Source organism: Stenotrophomonas sp. LM091, assembly GCF_001806305.1.
GTDB classification, from domain to species: Bacteria; Pseudomonadota; Gammaproteobacteria; order Xanthomonadales; family Xanthomonadaceae; genus Stenotrophomonas; species Stenotrophomonas bentonitica_A.
Genome location: NZ_CP017483.1, coordinates 1050266 through 1067574, shown reverse-complemented (window position 1 = coordinate 1067574; position 17309 = coordinate 1050266). Strand labels below are relative to the sequence as shown.

Here is a 17309-nt window from a genome sequence, read left to right as displayed (position 1 = left end):
AATGAAATCAGCCACTTGCGAGCTGGCACGGCCCTTGCGCTCATCCACCGGTCAACCACGATGGAATGCCGCATGAGCACCCCTGTTTCCTCCGCTGGCGCCCGTTTCCGCGCCGCACTGGCCGCCGAATCCCCGTTGCAGGTGATCGGTGCAATCAACGCCAACCACGCGCTGCTGGCCAAGCGTGCCGGTTACCGGGCCATCTACCTGTCCGGCGGCGGCGTCGCGGCCGGCTCGCTGGGCCTGCCGGACCTGGGCATCAACACCCTGGAAGACGTGCTGATCGACGTGCGCCGCATCACCGATGTGTGCGACCTGCCGCTGATGGTGGACATCGACACCGGGTTCGGCCCGAGCGCGTTCAACATCGCGCGCACCGTCAAGTCGCTGATCAAGGCCGGCGCGGCTGCCTGCCATATCGAAGACCAGGTCGGCGCCAAGCGCTGCGGTCACCGGCCGGGCAAGGAGATCGTGTCGCAGGGCGAGATGGTGGATCGGGTCAAGGCCGCCGCCGATGCCAAGACCGATCCGGACTTCTTCCTGATCGCGCGCACCGATGCCATCCAGGTGGACGGTGTGGATGCCGCGATCGAGCGCGCCATCGCCTGCGTCGAGGCCGGTGCCGACGGCATCTTCGCCGAGGCCGCCTACGATCTGGACACCTACCGCCGCTTCGTCGATGCGGTGAAGGTGCCGGTGCTGGCCAACATCACCGAGTTCGGTGCCACGCCGCTGTTCAGCCGCGATGAACTGGCTTCGGCCGGCGTCGCCATCCAGCTGTTCCCCCTGTCCGCGTTCCGTGCTGCCAACAAGGCGGCCGAGAACGTGTATGAGACCATTCGCCGCGAGGGCCACCAGCGTAATGTGGTGGAGGCGATGCAGACCCGCGAGGAACTCTACGACCGTATCGGTTACCACGCCTTCGAGCAGCAGCTCGATGCGTTGTTCGCCGCCAAGAAGTAAGACCGCACACTAGTTTTCTGGAGGGATCATGAGCGACACCACTACCGCCCCCGGCTTCAAGCCGAAGAAATCCGTCGCCCTGTCGGGCACCGCCGCCGGCAACACCGCGCTGTGCACCGTCGGCCGCAGCGGCAACGACCTGCACTACCGCGGGTATGACATCGCCGATCTGGCCAACAGCAGCGAGTTCGAGGAGATCGCGCATCTGCTGGTCCACGGCAAGCTGCCGACCCGCGCCGAGCTGGTCGCCTACAAGACCAAGCTGAAGTCGCTGCGTGGCATCCCGGCCGCGGTCAAGGCCGCGCTGGAAGAACTGCCGCCGTCGGCGCACCCGATGGACGTGATGCGCACCGGCGTCTCCGTGCTGGGCTGCGTGTCGCCGGAGAAAGATGACCACAACCATCCGGGCGCGCGCGACATCGCCGACAAGCTGATGGCCTGCCTGGGCTCGATGCTGCTGTACTGGTACCACTGGAGCCACAACGGTCGTGCGATCGACGTGGAAACCGACGACGACTCCATCGGTGGCCACTTCCTGCACCTGCTGCACGGTGAGAAGCCGCAGGATTCGTGGGTCAAGGCGATGCACACCTCGCTGATCCTGTACGCCGAGCACGAGTTCAACGCCTCGACGTTCGCCTGCCGCGTCATCGCCGGCACCGGCAGCGACATGTACAGCGCGATCACCGGCGGTATCGGTGCCCTGCGCGGTCCCAAGCACGGCGGCGCCAATGAAGTGGCCTTCGAAGTGCAGAAGCGCTACGACAGCCCGGATGATGCCGAGGCCGACATCAAGGCCCGCGTGGAGCGCAAGGAGGTCGTGATCGGTTTCGGCCACCCGGTCTACACCGTCAGCGACCCGCGCAACAACATCATCAAGGAGGTCGCGCGCGACCTGTCCGCCGAGCAGCAGAACGTCAAGATGTACGACATCGCCGAGCGTCTGGAATCGGTGATGTGGGACATCAAGAAGATGTTCCCGAACCTGGATTGGTTCAGCGCGGTCAGCTATCACATGATGGGCGTGCCGACGGCGATGTTCACCCCGCTGTTCGTGATCGCGCGTACCTCCGGTTGGAGCGCGCACATCATCGAGCAGCGCATCGACGGCAAGATCATCCGCCCGAGCGCGAACTACACCGGCCCGGAAGACCAGGCCTTCGTGCCGATCGACCAGCGCAAGTAAGACCGACGTACCGCACCCGTTCGCGGGTGCTTTGCGGAACAGGCCGGCGCGATGCCGGTCTGCTCCGTTGCGGCGTCGCTACTCCTTCTTCGCCGGTGTCACGACGCCCCGGCCCGCCAACAAGCAGCTATCGCCAGCCATGAATACTCAGTACCGCAAGAACCTCCCCGGCACCGCGCTGGACTATTTCGATACCCGTGCCGCGGTCGATGCGATCCAGCCCGGTGCCTATGCCACGCTGCCGTACACCTCGCGCGTGCTGGCCGAAAACCTGGTGCGCCGCTGCGACCCGGCAACGCTGGAGGCCTCGCTGCGCCAGCTGATCGAGCGCCGCCAGAACCTGGATTTCCCGTGGTTCCCGGCGCGTGTGGTGTGCCATGACATTCTGGGCCAGACCGCCCTGGTCGATCTGGCCGGCCTGCGCGATGCCATCGCCGATGCCGGCGGCGACCCGGCGCAGATCAACCCGGTGGTGCCGACCCAGCTGATCGTGGATCACTCGCTGGCGGTGGAATTCCCGGGCTTCGACAAGGCCGCGTTCGAGAAGAACCGCGCCGTCGAAGACCGCCGCAATGAAGACCGGTTCCACTTCATCAACTGGACCAAGAAGGCGTTCAAGAACGTCGACGTGATTCCGCCGGGCAACGGGATCATGCATCAGATCAATCTGGAGAAGATGTCGCCGGTCGTGCAGGTGCGCGACGGGGTGGCCTTCCCCGATACCTGCGTGGGCACCGACAGCCACACCCCGCACGTGGACGCGCTGGGCGTGATCGCGATCGGCGTGGGCGGCCTGGAAGCGGAGAGCGTGATGCTCGGCCGTGCCTCGTGGATGCGCCTGCCCGACATCATCGGCGTGGAACTCACCGGTCGCCCGCAGCCGGGCATCACCTGCACCGACGTGGTGCTGGCGCTGACCGAGTTCCTGCGCAAGGAGCGCGTGGTCGGGGCGTGGATCGAGTTCTACGGCGAGGGCGCCAATGCGCTGACCATCGGCGACCGCGCCACCATTTCCAACATGACGCCGGAGTTCGGCGCCACTGCGGCGATGTTCTACATCGACCAGCAGACCCTGGATTACCTGCGCCTGACCGGCCGCGAGGACGACCAGGTCGCACTCGTGGAAACCTACGCCAAGGCCACCGGCCTGTGGGCCGATGATCTGGTCACCGCGCAGTACGAGCGCGTGCTGCAGTTCGACCTGTCCAGCGTGGTGCGCAACATGGCCGGCCCGTCGAATCCGCACAAGCGTGTGGCGACCACCGACCTGGCCGCGCGCGGCATCGCCGACGAAGGCAAGCTGGCCTCGGGCAAGCAGGAACAGGCCGATGGTCTGATGCCCGATGGCGCCGTGATCATCGCCGCGATCACCAGCTGCACCAACACCAGCAACCCGCGCAACGTCATCTCCGCCGCCTTGCTGGCCCGCAATGCCAACCGCGCCGGGCTGACCCGCAAGCCGTGGGTGAAAAGCTCGCTGGCGCCCGGCTCCAAGGCCGTGCAGCTGTATCTGGAAGAAGCCGGCCTGCTGACCGAACTGGAGCAGATGGGCTTTGGCATCGTGGCCTTCGCCTGCACCACCTGCAACGGCATGAGTGGCGCGCTGGACCCGAAGATCCAGCAGGAAGTGATCGACCGCGACCTGTATGCCACCGCCGTGCTTTCGGGCAACCGCAACTTCGACGGCCGCATCCATCCGTACGCCAAGCAGGCGTTCCTGGCCTCGCCGCCGCTGGTGGTCGCGTATGCGATCGCCGGTACGGTGCGCTTCGATATCGAAAAGGACGCGCTCGGCCATGACGCCGACGGCAACCCGATCACGCTGAAGGACCTGTGGCCGAGCGATGCCGAGATCGACGCGGTGGTCAAGGCCTGCGTCAAGCCGGAGCAGTTCCGCAAGGTCTACGACCCGATGTTCACCTTCAAGGTGGAACATGGCGCACCGATCAGCCCGCTGTACGACTGGCGCCCGCAGAGCACCTACATCCGCCGCCCGCCGTACTGGGAAGGCGCGCTGGCCGGTGCCCGCAGCCTCACCGGCATGCGCCCGCTGGCGGTGCTGGGCGACAACATCACGACAGACCATCTGTCGCCTTCCAACGCGATCATGGCCAGCAGCGCGGCCGGTGAGTACCTGGCCAAGATGGGCCTGCCCGAGGAAGACTTCAATTCCTATGCGACCCACCGTGGCGACCATCTCACCGCGCAGCGTGCGACGTTCGCCAACCCGAAGCTGATCAACGAAATGGCCGTGGTTGATGGCCAGGTCAAGCAGGGGTCGCTGGCGCGCGTGGAGCCCGAAGGCGAGGTCACCCGCATGTGGGAAGCGATCGAAACCTACATGGACCGCAAGCAGCCGCTGATCATCATCGCCGGTGCCGACTACGGCCAGGGCAGCTCGCGTGACTGGGCCGCCAAGGGCGTGCGCCTGGCCGGTGTGGAAGCGATCGCGGCCGAAGGCTTCGAGCGCATCCACCGCACCAACCTGATCGGCATGGGCGTGCTGCCGCTGGAGTTCAAGGAAGGCGTGAACCGCAAGACGCTGGGCATCGACGGCACCGAGACCTTCGACGTGCTCGGCGAGCGTGTGCCGCGTGCCGAGCTGACCCTGGTCATTCATCGCCGCAACGGTGAACAGCTGCGGGTGCCGGTCACCTGCCGCCTGGATACCGCTGAAGAAGTCTCGATCTACGAGGCCGGCGGCGTGCTGCAGCGGTTCGCCCAGGACTTCCTGGAATCGGCGCAGGTGATGTGACGCATGAACAGCATGCGCTTGCGGCCGTGGGGCCGCAGGCGCACACTTTGATGGCAAAAATTGCCAAGAGGGCTCTACATGGCCACCATGAACATCTCGCTCACCGACCCACTCAAGCAGTTCGTCGATGAGGAAGTCAGCGAAGGAGGGTATTCCAGCACCTCCGACTACGTGCGTGATCTCATTCGCCAACGCCAGCGTCGCAAGGCTGAGGACCTCTTGCGGCAGTTGATCGCCGACGGTCTTGCATCCGGACCTGCGGCCCCGCTTGAGCCCGGTCATTTTGAGCAGATGCGGAAACGTGCACGGGCGCGCGCGGGGAAATGACGCGTGCGCGGTGGCATCCCCTGGCGGTGCAGGACGCTGATGACGCGGCCGCGCGGTACGCACAGCACGGTGGCACAACGCTGGAACTGAGCTTCATTGACGCGCTGGAAGCCACGGTCGGCATGCTCGAACGGCATCCTGGCGCGGGATCGACGCGGCACGCGGAGCTGTTGGCGACAACGGGAACACTGTTGCGGTTCCATCCGATACGTCATTTTGACGACCATCTTGTCTACTACATCGAACACGCTGCGCGGATCCAGGTGATCCGCATCTGGAATGCCCGGCGCGGACTCGACGCGCTGGTCCTGGACTCGCTCTGATGCACATCCGTTACCGGATGGGCGCCGCGTGGCGTGGTCGAGTTCACTTCAACCTGGCAGAGCGCTCAACGTCATGACCCATCTCCCGCAACTCCGCATTCCCGCCACCTACCTGCGCGGCGGCACCAGCAAGGGCGTGTTCTTCAAGCTGACCGACCTGCCTGCCGCTGCGCAGGTGCCTGGTCCGGCGCGCGATGCGCTGCTGATGCGCGTGATCGGCTCGCCCGATCCGTATGCCAAACACACCGATGGCATGGGCGGCGCGACTTCCAGCACCAGCAAGTGCGTGATCATTTCCGCGCCGTCGGTGCCGGATCACGACGTGGACTACCTGTACGGCCAGGTCTCGATCGAGACCGCCTTCGTGGACTGGAGCGGCAACTGCGGCAACCTCAGCACCGCGGTCGGCCCGTTCGCGATCAGCAACGGACTGATTGACCCGGCCCGGATCCCGCACAACGGTTTGTGCACCGTGCGGATCTGGCAGGCCAATATCGGCAAGACCATCCTGGCGCATGTGCCGATCGTGGACGGCCAGGTGCAGGAGGATGGCGATTTCGAGCTGGACGGGGTGACCTTCCCGGCGGCGGAGATCCAGCTGGAGTTCCTCGACCCGTCCGACGATGGCGAGGGCGGGGCGATGTTCCCGACCGGTAACCTGGTCGATACGCTCGACGTACCCGGCATGGGCAGCTTCCAGGTGACGATGATCACCGCCGGCATTCCCACCATCTTCCTCAACGCGGCCGACCTGGGCTACACCGGCACCGAACTGCAGCCGGCGATCAACGAGGACAAGGCCGCACTGGCCCGCTTCGAGGCGATCCGCGCCCACGGCGCGGTGCGCATGGGGCTGATCGAGACCATCGAGCAGGCAGCGACCCGCCAGCACACGCCGAAGGTCGCGTTCGTCGCCCCGGCGCAGGACTACGTGTCCTCCAGCGGCAAGCAGATCGCGGCCGGTGATATCGATCTGCACGCACGCGCGTTGTCGATGGGCAAGCTGCACCACGCGATGATGGGCACTGCCGCAGTCGCCATCGGTACCGCCGCCGCGATCCCGGGCACCCTGGTGAACCTGGCCGCCGGGGGCGGCGAGCGCGAATCGGTGAGCTTCGGTCATCCCTCGGGCACCTTGCGCGTGGGCGCGCAGGCGGCCCTCGTTGACGGTCAGTGGACGGTCACCAAGGCCATCATGAGCCGCAGTGCCCGCGTACTGATGGACGGTGCCGTACGGGTGCCCGCGACGACCTTGTAACCCCCAACAGGAGCATCACGATGTCCGGTCATGACAGCCACAGCAACCAGCGCCCACCGTGGGACACGGTCCTGACCGACATCGTCGATTACGCCCGCGACTACCAGGTCAGCTCGCCGCTGGCGTATACCACCGCGCGGCACTGCCTGATCGATACGCTGGGCTGCGGGCTGGCCGCGCTCTCGTTCCCGGCCTGCAGCAAGCTGCTCGGGCCGGTGGTGCCGGGCATGCGCGTGATCAACGGGGCACGCGTGCCCGGCACCCGGTTCGAGCTCGACCCGGTGCAGGCGGCCTTCAACATCGGTGCGATGATCCGCTGGCTGGATTTCAACGACACCTGGCTGGCGGCGGAGTGGGGGCACCCCTCCGACAATCTCGGCGGCATCCTCGCCACGGCCGATTGGCTCAGCCGCAATGCCGAGGCGCTGCGGCGCGCCCCGCTGACCATGCGTGATGTGCTCGCCGCGATGGTCAAGGCGCATGAGATCCAGGGCTGCCTGGCGCTGGAGAACGCCTTCAACCGGGTCGGGCTGGATCATGTGGTGCTGGTCAAGGTGGCCTCCACGGCGGTCGTGTCGCACATGCTCGGCCTGGATCGCGAGCGCATGCTCAATGCCGTGTCGCTGGCGTGGGTGGATGGGCAGTCGCTGCGCACGTACCGGCACGCGCCCAACACCGGCTCGCGCAAGAGCTGGGCGGCGGGCGACGCCACCAGCCGTGCGGTGCGCCTGTCGCTGATGGCCGCGGCCGGGGAGATGGGCTACCCGAGTGCGCTGACCGCGCCGACCTGGGGCTTCTACGATGTCTCCTTCGGCGGGCAGCCGTTCCGCTTCCAGCGGCCGTACGGCAGCTACGTGATGGAGAACGTGCTGTTCAAGATCAGCTATCCGGCCGAGTTCCATGGGCAGACCGCGGTCGAAGCGGCGATGCAGCTGCATGCGCAGATGCGCGCCACCGGAAAACGCAGCGAGGACATCGCGCAGATCACCCTGCGCACCCAGCAGGCCTGCCTGCGCATCATCGACAAGCCTGGCCCGCTGCATAACCCGGCCGACCGCGACCACTGCGTGCAGTACATGGTGGCGATCGGGCTGATCTTCGGCCGCCTGGTCGCCGAGGACTACGAGGATGACGTCGCTGCCGATCCGCGCATCGATCCGCTGCGGGCGAAGATCACCTGCGTGGAAGACCCGAAGTTCACCGCCGACTACCTGGACCCGGACAAACGCAGCATCGCCAACGCGCTGCACGTCACCTTCGCCGACGGCAGCACGATGGAGGCGGTCGTCGAGTACCCGCTGGGCCACGCCCGGCGCCGGGCCGAGGGCATCCCGCTGCTGGAGGACAAGTTCCGCCGGCACCTGGCCGGGGTGTTCCCGACCGTGCAGCAGCGCCGGATCCTCGAGGCCTCGCTGGACCCGGTCGCGCTGGAGGCAATGCCCGTCCACGAGTACGTGGACCTCTACCTCGCCACGTAGAGCCGACCGTTGGTCGGCTGCCCTTCGCTGCCTCTCGCCGCGCACCTGCCCGCCCACCATGACGCCCGCACTGGCAGGGCTCCCCGCCCCCCGGACGGACCGGGACGGCCCGTATACTGGCCGCCTTGTTCAAGGAGTGACGTCATGGCTAGCCGCAGTCGGTTCGGGCAGTGGAGCTGGAAGGGAATCGCAGGCCTGGCGTTGGTCGCCGGCCTGGCCATCGGCGTCGGGGGCTGCAAGCGCAACGACAGTGGCCAGCTGCCAGCCCCCTCCGGCGCACCGATCGCGGCCAAGGCCGAGGCCATCACCGAGTTCACTCTGGTCCGGGCCTACCCCGATCAGAAAAGTGACGGCCTGTCGCTGGCGCTGGAGTTCTCGCGCCCGCTGGTCGGCACCCAGGATTTCGACGCGCTGGTCCGTTTCGCCGAGAAGGTCGGCACCGAGGACAGCAGCTGGTCGCTGTCCGATGACGGCAAGACCCTGCGCTATCCGTTCGTGGAGGCGGCCAAGGAATACTCGCTGATCGTCTCCCCCGATCTGCTCGCCGCCGATGGCAGCCGGATCGGCAAGGAGCTGCGTCAGAAGGTCTTCACCGGCGAGCTCAAGCCGGTGGCCGGGTTCGCCTCGCAGGGCAGCGTGCTGCCGGCCAAGGACAGCCGCGGCCTGCCGGTGGTCTCGGTCAACGTGCCCGAAGTGGACGTGGAGTTCCTGCGCGTGCGCGAGAAGGAACTGCCGAACTTCTTCAGCCAGTACCAGCGCGGCGGCCGCCGCGGCAGCTGGGAGCTGGACAGCGACTACGGCGACAAGACGCCGATGTCGCAGCTGGCCGAGCCGGTCTACGTCAACCGCTTCGTGATCGGCGGCAAGCAGAACGAGCGCGTGCTCACCTACCTGCCGACCCAGGACATCAAGGAGCTGCAGCAGCCGGGCCTGTACTTCGCGGTGATGAAGCGCAGCGGTTCGTTCGAAGGCGAGTACGACACCGCCTTCTTCACCGTCAGCGACATCGGCCTGCATACGCGCGCCTACAAGGACAAACTGTTCGTGCACACCGCCTCGCTGCAGAGCGGGGCGTCGCTGAAGAAAATCGAGCTGCGCATCCTGGATGGAAAAGGCGAGGTGGTGCTCAAAGGCGCAACCGACGGCAACGGCAATGCGCTGCTCAATTACACGCTGGATGCCAGCCACGTGCTGATCGCCAGCAGTGGCGGTGACACCTCGATGCTGCCGTTCAATCAGCCCGCGCTGGACCTGAGCGAGTTCGCCGTGGCCGGGCGCGACAACGCCTGGTTCGACGTGTTCACCTGGTCGGGCCGCGATCTGTACCGCCCGGGCGAGACCGTGCGCATCTCCGCCCTGCTGCGTGACAACGACGGCAAGCCGGTCAAGCCTCAGCCCGTGTTCCTGCGCCTGAAGCAGCCGGACGGCAAGACCTTCCGCGAGACCCGCCTGACCCCGGGCGAGCAGGGCTACTTCAGCTTCGAACAGCTGATTCCGGCCGAGGCCCCGACCGGGCGCTGGCAGGTGGAGTTCCGCACCAACCCGGCCAGCAAGGAAGCGATCCAGGGCATGACCCTGCGCATCGAGGAATTCCTGCCCGAGCGCATGAAGCTGGACCTGGACAGCGCCCAGAAGACGCTCAAGCCGGGCGAGCCGCTCAAGCTGCAGGCCGATGCCGCGTATCTGTACGGTGCGCCGGCCGACGGCAACCGCTTCACCGCACGGTTGGCCGTGGCGGCCGAGCAGTCGCCGGTCGAGTCCCTGCCGGGCTATTTCTTCGGCGACCCGACCACCGCGCTGCCGCGCGAGGCGCGTGACGTCATCGATACCGAGTTCCCGGCCGACGGCAAGCTGCGCCAGGACGTGGAGCTGCCGGCCGAGGTCAAGCCGACCGCGCCGATCGCCGTCGTACTGTCCGGCAGCGTGTATGAAACCGGTGGCCGCACGGTGACCCGCACCCTGAAGCGGGTGATGTGGCCGGCAACGGCGCTGGTCGGTGTACGCCCGCTGTTCGATCCCAAGGACGGCGCCGATGCCAACAGTAATGCGCGCTTCGAACTGATGCGCGTGGACGCGGCGGGCAGGCCGCAGCCGGCCAAGGGCCTGAAGGTCACGCTGGTGCGCGAGCTGCGCGACTATCACTGGACCTTCAACGACAACCGCTGGGATTACGATTTCACCCGTCGCTTCGAGAACAAGGACACCCGCACCGTCGACGCCGGCAGTGCGGCGGTCGGTGTCGATGTCCCGGTGGAGTGGGGTGAGTACCGGCTGGACGTGTTCGACCCGGCCACCGGGCTGACCAGCCGCTATCCGTTCAATGCCGGCTGGAGCTGGAACGACGACAACCGCGGCCTGGATGCGCGCCCGGACAAGGTCAAGCTCGCGCTGGACAAGACCGGCTACAAGGCCGGCGATACCGTGCGCGTCACCGTGACCCCGCCGCATGCCGGCAAGGGCGTGCTGATGGTCGAGAGCGACAAGATGCTCTACGTCCAGGATATCGACGCCAAGCCGGGCAGCACCTACGACATTCCGGTCACGGCCGAGTGGGAACGCCACGACGTCTACATCACCGCGCTGGTGTTCCGTGGCGGCAGTGCCCCGAGCAAGATCACCCCGGCCCGTGCGGTCGGCGTGGTGCATGTGCCGATGGACCGCAAGGCACGCCAGATCGCGGTCGGCCTGGTCGCACCCAAGCAGATGCGTCCGGAGCAGACGCTGCCGGTCACCGTGAGTGCCCCGCAGCTGGCCGGCAAGGTCGCGCATGTGACCGTCTCGGCGGTGGATGTGGGCATCCTCAACATCACCCGCTTCCCGGTGCCCGATGCCGCCGCGCACTTCTTCGCGCAGCGCCGCCTGGGTGTGGATGCCTATGACATCTACAGCCGCGTGATCGAAAGCTTCGACGGCAGCAGCGGCAAGTTGAAGTTCGGCGGCGACATGGCACTGGCGGCGATGCCGCAGGCCAAGCGCCCGACCGCGCGCGTGCAGACGGTGGACCTGTTCTCCGGCCCGGTGAAGCTCGATGCCAAGGGCATCGCCCGGGTCGCGCTGAAGGTGCCTGATTTCAACGGCACCCTGCGCGTCTCGGCGCTGGTGTATGCCGATGACCAGTACGGCAAGCGTGACGTGGAGACCGTGGTGCGCGCGCCGATCCTGGCCGAGGCGAGCATGCCGCGCGTGATGGCGCCCGGCGATACCAGCACCGTGACCCTGGACGTGCAGAACTTCACCGGCACGCCGGGCGAGTTCAAGGTGCAGGTCGATGGCATCGGGCCGCTCACCCTGGGCGAATCCAGCCGCACGCTCAAGCTCAACGCCGACGCCAAGAGCACGCTGAGCTTCCCGCTGACCGCGCGCGAGGGCTACACGGTAGCCAAGGTCCGCGTACGCGTGGATGGCAACGGCTTCAAGGTCGATCGCCGCTATGACCTGCCGGTACGCGCGGCGTGGCCGCAGGTGCTGCGCGCACAGACCCGCACGCTGGATCCGCTGGCCGCGGTCACGATGGAGGCCGGGCTCGCCGATGGCCTGATGAACGACTCGGTGACCGCGCGCATGCTGGTCAGTGCGCTGCCGCCGATTCCGTTCGCCAGTGCCTTGAACGGCGCACTCAACTATCCGTATGGCTGCGCCGAGCAGACCACCAGCAAGGGCTACGCGGCGCTGATGCTGGATGAGGCGACCTCGGCCATGCTGGGCGCGGACGGGCTGGATGCCAAGACCCGCCGTGAGCGCATGGAAGGGGCCTTCGGCCGCCTGGCCTCGATGCAGGTCGCCAACGGCAACTTCTCGATGTGGGGCGACGACGGCTACATCAATCCTTGGCTGACGCCGTACATCGCCGAGTTCCTGCTCGACGCCAAGGACGCCGGCTTCGCCGTGCCGGACAACGTGCTGCAGAAGGCACTGAACCGGCTGAGCGAAGACCTGCTGTCCGGTGGCAACCAGTTCTATGGCGAGGACCGCCGCGAGAACCTGAAGTTCGCCAACCAGGCGTATTCGGGCTACGTGCTGGCACGGGTCAACCGTGCACCGCTGGGGACCCTGCGCGCGCTGTACGACAACGAGCGCAGCAAGTCGCTGACCGGCCTGTCGCTGGTGCACCTGGGCATCGCACTGTCGCTGCAGGGCGATCACAAGCGCGGCGATGCGGCCATTGCCGCCGGCTTCGCCAAGAGCGCGGACGACCGCCCGGCCTACTTCGGCGATTACGGCAGCGCGGTGCGCGATGACGCGTTGATGATCGCGCTGCTGCACGAGCGCAAGCTGTCCAAGCCGGCCTACGATGCACGTGCGGTCGATCTCGGCCGCGCGCTGGACGCCCGCCGCAACAGTGGCTGGATGTGGCTGAGCACCCAGGAGCAGGTGGCGCTGGCGCGCATGGGCAAGGCGCTGTCGGCCAACCAGAAGAAGCTGGTATCCGGTGAACTGGTGGTCGGTGGCGAAAGCGAGAGCATCTCCGCGCGCCGCATGTTCGGCCGCAGCTTCGACTACGCCGCGCTGGCCAAGGGCGTGCGCTTCACCCCGCAGGGGGAGCCGCCGATGTTCGCCAGCCTGGAAGTGGCCGGCATTCCGCGCAACCCGCCCGAACCGGACAGCCGCACGCTGGGCGTGGAGCGCAGCTGGTACACCACCGACGGCAAGCCGTGGACGCCGCGGCCGCTGAAGGAAGGCGAGGCCCTGATCGTGCGGGTCAGTGTCACCCCGAACGTGGACATGCCCGATGCACTGCTGACCGATCTGCTTCCGGCCGGGTTGGAGATCGAGAACTTCAACCTGGGCGATGCCAAGCAGTGGGCCGATGTGGTGGTCGATGGGTTGAGCGTCAACGACCGCGGCGATGCGGCCAACATCAAGCACGAAGAGTTCCGCGACGATCGCTATGTGGCCGCGCTGAAACTCTCGCGTGGCAGCACTGCCAAGGTGTTCTATCTGGTGCGTGCGGTCACGCCGGGCACCTACCGCGTGCCGCCACCGCTGGTGGAGGACATGTACCGTCCGGACCTGCGCGGCGTAGGGCGCAGCCTCCCGGCATCGCTGACCGTGGTGCAGCCCTGATCGCAGGGCGGGCCGTCCGCGTGACGGCCCGCCTGCCTCGTTGCTGACCTGACATGACGTCTCATTTTTCCAAGCGGTGGTGGGCGTCGGCGGTGCGCAGTGTGCTGCCGTACCTGCGTTGGGGTACGGCTGCGGTGCTCACGCTGCTGCTGGTGCTGGATCTCGCGTTTCCGCCACCGCTGCCCAGGCAGCGTGATACCAGTACCCTGGTGGTCGCACGCCATGGCACCCCGTTGCGCGCGTTCGCCGACGCCGACGGCGTGTGGCGCTACCCGGCCTCGGCCGACAGTGTGTCGCCACTGTATCTGCAGGCACTGCTGAACTACGAAGACCGCTGGTTCTGGCGGCATCCGGGTATCAATCCGTGGGGGCTGCTGCGGGCCGGCAAGCAATGGCTGTTCGAGCAGCGGATCGTCTCCGGTGGTTCAACCCTGACCATGCAGGTCGCGCGTATTCTCGATCCGCATACGCGCACGCCCTGGGGAAAGGCCAAGCAGCTGCTGCGCGCGGTGCAGCTGGAACTGCACCTGAGCAAGACTCAGATCCTGGCGCTGTACCTGGAGCGTGCGCCCTACGGTGGCACCATCGAAGGCGTGGAAGCGGCGAGCTGGGCCTATCTGGGCAAACCGGCCTCGCAGCTCTCGCACGCCGAGGCGGCGTTGCTGGCGGTGCTGCCGCAGTCACCCAGCCGGTTGCGCCCGGACCGCCACCCGGAAGCGGCCCAACGCGCGCGCGACAAGGTGCTCGAACGCATGGTGTCCCTCGGTGTGTGGTCACGCGAGGAGGTCGACGACGCCCGCATCGAACCGGTGGTCACCCGCGCCCTGCAGCCGCCGCTGCATGCCGCACTGCTCGCCCAGCGCCTGCGTTCGGCACAGCCACGGGCCGCGCGGATCGAGAGCACGCTGGATATCGGCCTGCAGCGCACGCTGGAGGAACGGGTGTCCTCGTACTTTTCGCAGCTGCCCGAGCGCACCTCGGCGGCGCTGCTGGTGGTGGACAACCGCACGCTGGAAGCCCGCGCGTACGTCGGCTCGGTGGCCTTCGGCGACAAGCAGCGGCTGGGCCATGTGGATATGGTCCAGGCGTGGCGCTCGCCGGGCTCCACGCTCAAGCCGTTCCTGTACGGCATGGCGCTGGACGATGGCCTGATCCATTCCGAAAGCCTGATGGTGGATGCGCCGCAGAGTTTTGGCGGCTATCGCCCCGGCAACTTCGATGCGGCCTTCAACGGGCCGGTCAGTGCCGCCACGGCCCTGCGCCTGTCGCTCAACGTGCCCGCGGTGGACCTGCTCGACCGGGTCGGCTCGGCCCGTTTCGCCGCACGCCTGTCGCATGCGGGCATCAACCTGCGGTTTCCCCACGGCAGTGCGCCGAACCTGTCGCTGATTCTGGGCGGCACCGGTGCGCGGCTGGAGGATCTGGTCGGTACCTTCGCCGCGTTCAACCGCAACGGCATCGCCGGGCGGGTGCGTTACACCGCCGGGGATGCGGTGATCGAGCGGCGCCTGATGTCGCCCGGCGCGGCGTGGATCACGCGGGAGGTGCTCGAGTCCAATCCACGCCCGGGCTATGGCACCGGTACCTTCGATGTCACCGGCCGCCCGCGCGTGGCCTGGAAGACCGGCACCAGCTACGGCTACCGCGATGCCTGGGCGATCGGCACCACGCGGCATTACACGGTGGGCGTCTGGGTCGGGCGACCGGATGGCACGCCGCTGCCCGGCCAATACGGTGCGGTGACCGCCCTGCCGTTGATGTTTGAAGTGGTCGACAGTCTGCCGCGCCAGGCCGGCGATGCGAGCGCGGCACCGATGCCGGCGAGCGTGGCGCAGACCGACATCTGCTGGCCCACCGGTGGCCTGGCCGAACAGACTGCAGCGACGCTGTGCCAACGGCGGATGCCGGCCTTCGTGCTGGATGGCGTGGTACCGCCGACCTTTGCCGAGCGCGAGGCGCGGCTGTGGCAACCGGGTCTGCAGCGGTTCCAGGTGGATGCGCGCACCGGGCTGCGGCTGTCGCCCGAGTGCAGTCGGCCGCACGAAGTAGAGCAGCGCGAGATCGCGCGCTGGCCGGCGCTGTTGTCACCGTGGTTGCCGCAGGCCCAGCGCCAGGCCTCGCAGTTGCCGGCCCTGTCGCCGGATTGCAGCGACGATGGGCGTGAGAGCGGTGGCACCCTGCACATCGAAGGGTTGAACGACCGCGCCACCCTCGCACGCGCACCGAATGCCGAACACGGCGTGCGCCTGCAACTGCGGGCGCTGGGCAATGAGACCACGGTCGATTGGTTGCTGGACGACCGCTGGATCGCCCGCACCGAAGGCGCGCGACTGTTCCAGCGTGATTTCGACGAGGTGGGCGAGCACACGTTGACCGCGTTGGCGGCCGATGGTGCATGGACGCAGGTGCGGTTCCGTATCCTGCGCTGACGTCGCGCCGCGAAGACGCCGGTAGTGCCGGCCGCTGGCCGGCATCGCAGTGCGTTCGGATCCTGCGCGGAGCCGGCCAGCGGCCGGCACTACACGTCTGTTCGGATCCTGCGCGGAGCCGGCCAGCGGCCGGCACTACACGTCTGTCCGGGTCCTGCGCGGAGCCGGTACGTGGCCGGGGTTACTCCCCGATCCAGCCGTCGAGCAGATCGGCGAATTCGTCGGCGTGCTCCTCTTCCTGGGCGAGGATCTCTTCCAGGATGCGCTTGGTCGTGGTGTCCTTGTCGCCCACGAAGTTGATCATCTCGCGGTAGCTGTCGATCGCGATGCGTTCGGCGATCAGGTTCTCACGGACCATGTCGCGCAGGTCGCTGCCTTCCTTGTACTCGGCGTGCGAGCGCGCGGTAAGCGTATCCGGGTTGAGGTCCGGTTCGCCGCCGAGCTGCACGATGCGTTCGGCCAGCTTGCCGGCGTGCGCCTGTTCCTGCTGTGCATGCTCCAGGAACTCGGCCTTGATCGCGTCGGCGAGCATGCCCTTGGCCATGAAGTAATGGCGGTAGTAGCGCAGCACGCACACGTATTCGGTGGCGAGCGCATCGTTGAGCAGCTTGATCACCGCCTCGCGGTCGGCGCTGTAACTGTCGGTGATCGCGCCGTCTTCGATATCCTTGCGGGCCTTGGCGCGCAGGGTCGCGGTGTCGCTGATGCCCGGCGGACGGGCGTTGTCGGGAGCGGCGTTGTGTTGCTTGTTGGCTGGCTTGGACATGGCTGGCCGGTTTCCTTTGTTGCGTGGGTCTAGCGGGGGAGATGCTCCAGCACGTACTGCGCTGAAGACACCTCGAATTTTCCGGGTTCCTCGATGAAGGTTTCGCGCACGACACCGTCTTCCACATACAGCGCGAAGGGACGCGAGCGCGTGCCCATGCCCGAACTGCTGGCATCCATTTCCAGGCCCAGCGCCCGGGTGAATTCACCATTGCCGTCGGACAGCATCTGCAGCCCCTCGGGGACCTGTTGGCTCTCGCCCCAGGCCTTCATGACAAACGGGTCGTTGACCGCCATGCAGAACACCTCGATGCCGCGGTGGCGGAATTCGGGGAACTGCTCGATGAAGCCGGGCAGGTGCCGGGCCGAACAGGTCGGGGTGAATGCGCCGGGCACGCCGAACAGCACCGCCTTGCGCGAGTCGAACAGGGCATGGGTGTCGATGGTCTCCATGCCCTCGCGGATGCGCTTGAGGGTGACTTCGGGAATGCGGTCGCCAACGTGGATGGTCATGCGGACTCCTTGGACACAGGCAGGGTAGTGAGGGGCATGGGATGGCCATGTCAACATGTTGAAAACCGGCCGTGCAGACCCATCTTCAGTGGGAAAGGCGGGCCACGGGGGCAGCGTAGCCGCCCGGGATGTCCGCCGCATTGCGCAGGATCATTCGCCCCCGGCGTCACGGTGGGCCGACCCGCAGCAGCTAGAATTGCGCGGACGGCGCCCGCCCACGCGGGTGGCCGAACTTAGTCGAGGTGTTT

Annotated in this window: 11 protein-coding genes; 9 read left to right on the top strand and 2 right to left on the bottom strand. The window is 67.1% G+C overall.

The window, feature by feature from the left end; all coding sequences use genetic code 11:
* Window positions 1-72 precede the first annotated feature (72 nt).
* From prpB to pbpC, 9 genes are all read left to right on the top strand, one after another.
* On the top strand, window positions 73-963 hold the full coding sequence (gene prpB / locus BIZ42_RS04760) for a methylisocitrate lyase (protein WP_070425708.1): 891 nt from the start codon (window positions 73-75) through the stop codon (window positions 961-963).
* 28 nt (window positions 964-991) lie between these two features.
* Window positions 992-2149 (top strand): 2-methylcitrate synthase, encoded by a 1158-nt coding sequence (prpC, locus tag BIZ42_RS04755; protein ID WP_070425707.1) that lies wholly within the window; start codon window positions 992-994, stop codon window positions 2147-2149.
* A 139-nt stretch (window positions 2150-2288) separates the two neighbouring features.
* Window positions 2289-4904: a Fe/S-dependent 2-methylisocitrate dehydratase AcnD gene (acnD, locus tag BIZ42_RS04750; RefSeq protein ID WP_070425706.1), complete on the top strand. Its 2616-nt coding sequence runs from the start codon at window positions 2289-2291 to the stop codon at window positions 4902-4904.
* 78 nt (window positions 4905-4982) lie between these two features.
* Complete coding sequence (locus tag BIZ42_RS04745) at window positions 4983-5231, top strand: type II toxin-antitoxin system ParD family antitoxin (RefSeq protein WP_070425705.1); 249 nt, start codon at window positions 4983-4985, stop codon at window positions 5229-5231.
* Entirely contained in the window at window positions 5228-5554 is a 327-nt protein-coding gene (locus BIZ42_RS04740) for a type II toxin-antitoxin system RelE/ParE family toxin (protein ID WP_070425704.1), read from the top strand. Before BIZ42_RS04745 ends, BIZ42_RS04740 begins: the two co-directional genes overlap by 4 nt.
* 73 nt (window positions 5555-5627) lie before the next feature.
* Complete coding sequence (gene prpF / locus BIZ42_RS04735) at window positions 5628-6812, top strand: 2-methylaconitate cis-trans isomerase PrpF (RefSeq protein WP_070425703.1); 1185 nt, start codon at window positions 5628-5630, stop codon at window positions 6810-6812.
* Window positions 6813-6832: 20 nt separating this feature from the next.
* Window positions 6833-8290, top strand: a complete 1458-nt coding sequence (locus BIZ42_RS04730; protein WP_070425702.1) for a bifunctional 2-methylcitrate dehydratase/aconitate hydratase — start codon at window positions 6833-6835, stop codon at window positions 8288-8290.
* Window positions 8291-8434: 144 nt separating this feature from the next.
* Window positions 8435-13354: an alpha-2-macroglobulin gene (locus BIZ42_RS04725; protein WP_070425701.1), complete on the top strand. Its 4920-nt coding sequence runs from the start codon at window positions 8435-8437 to the stop codon at window positions 13352-13354.
* 53 nt (window positions 13355-13407) lie between these two features.
* Window positions 13408-15783: a penicillin-binding protein 1C gene (gene pbpC, locus BIZ42_RS04720; RefSeq protein WP_070425700.1), complete on the top strand. Its 2376-nt coding sequence runs from the start codon at window positions 13408-13410 to the stop codon at window positions 15781-15783.
* Window positions 15784-15964: 181 nt separating this feature from the next.
* Here pbpC and BIZ42_RS04715 read toward each other — a convergent pair whose 3' ends face one another.
* Both BIZ42_RS04715 and BIZ42_RS04710 read right to left on the bottom strand, forming a co-directional pair.
* Complete coding sequence (locus BIZ42_RS04715) at window positions 15965-16549, bottom strand: ferritin-like domain-containing protein (protein WP_070425699.1); 585 nt, start codon at window positions 16547-16549, stop codon at window positions 15965-15967.
* 29 nt (window positions 16550-16578) lie between these two features.
* Window positions 16579-17061: a peroxiredoxin gene (locus BIZ42_RS04710; protein WP_070425698.1), complete on the bottom strand. Its 483-nt coding sequence runs from the start codon at window positions 17059-17061 to the stop codon at window positions 16579-16581.
* Window positions 17062-17309: the final 248 nt, after the last annotated feature.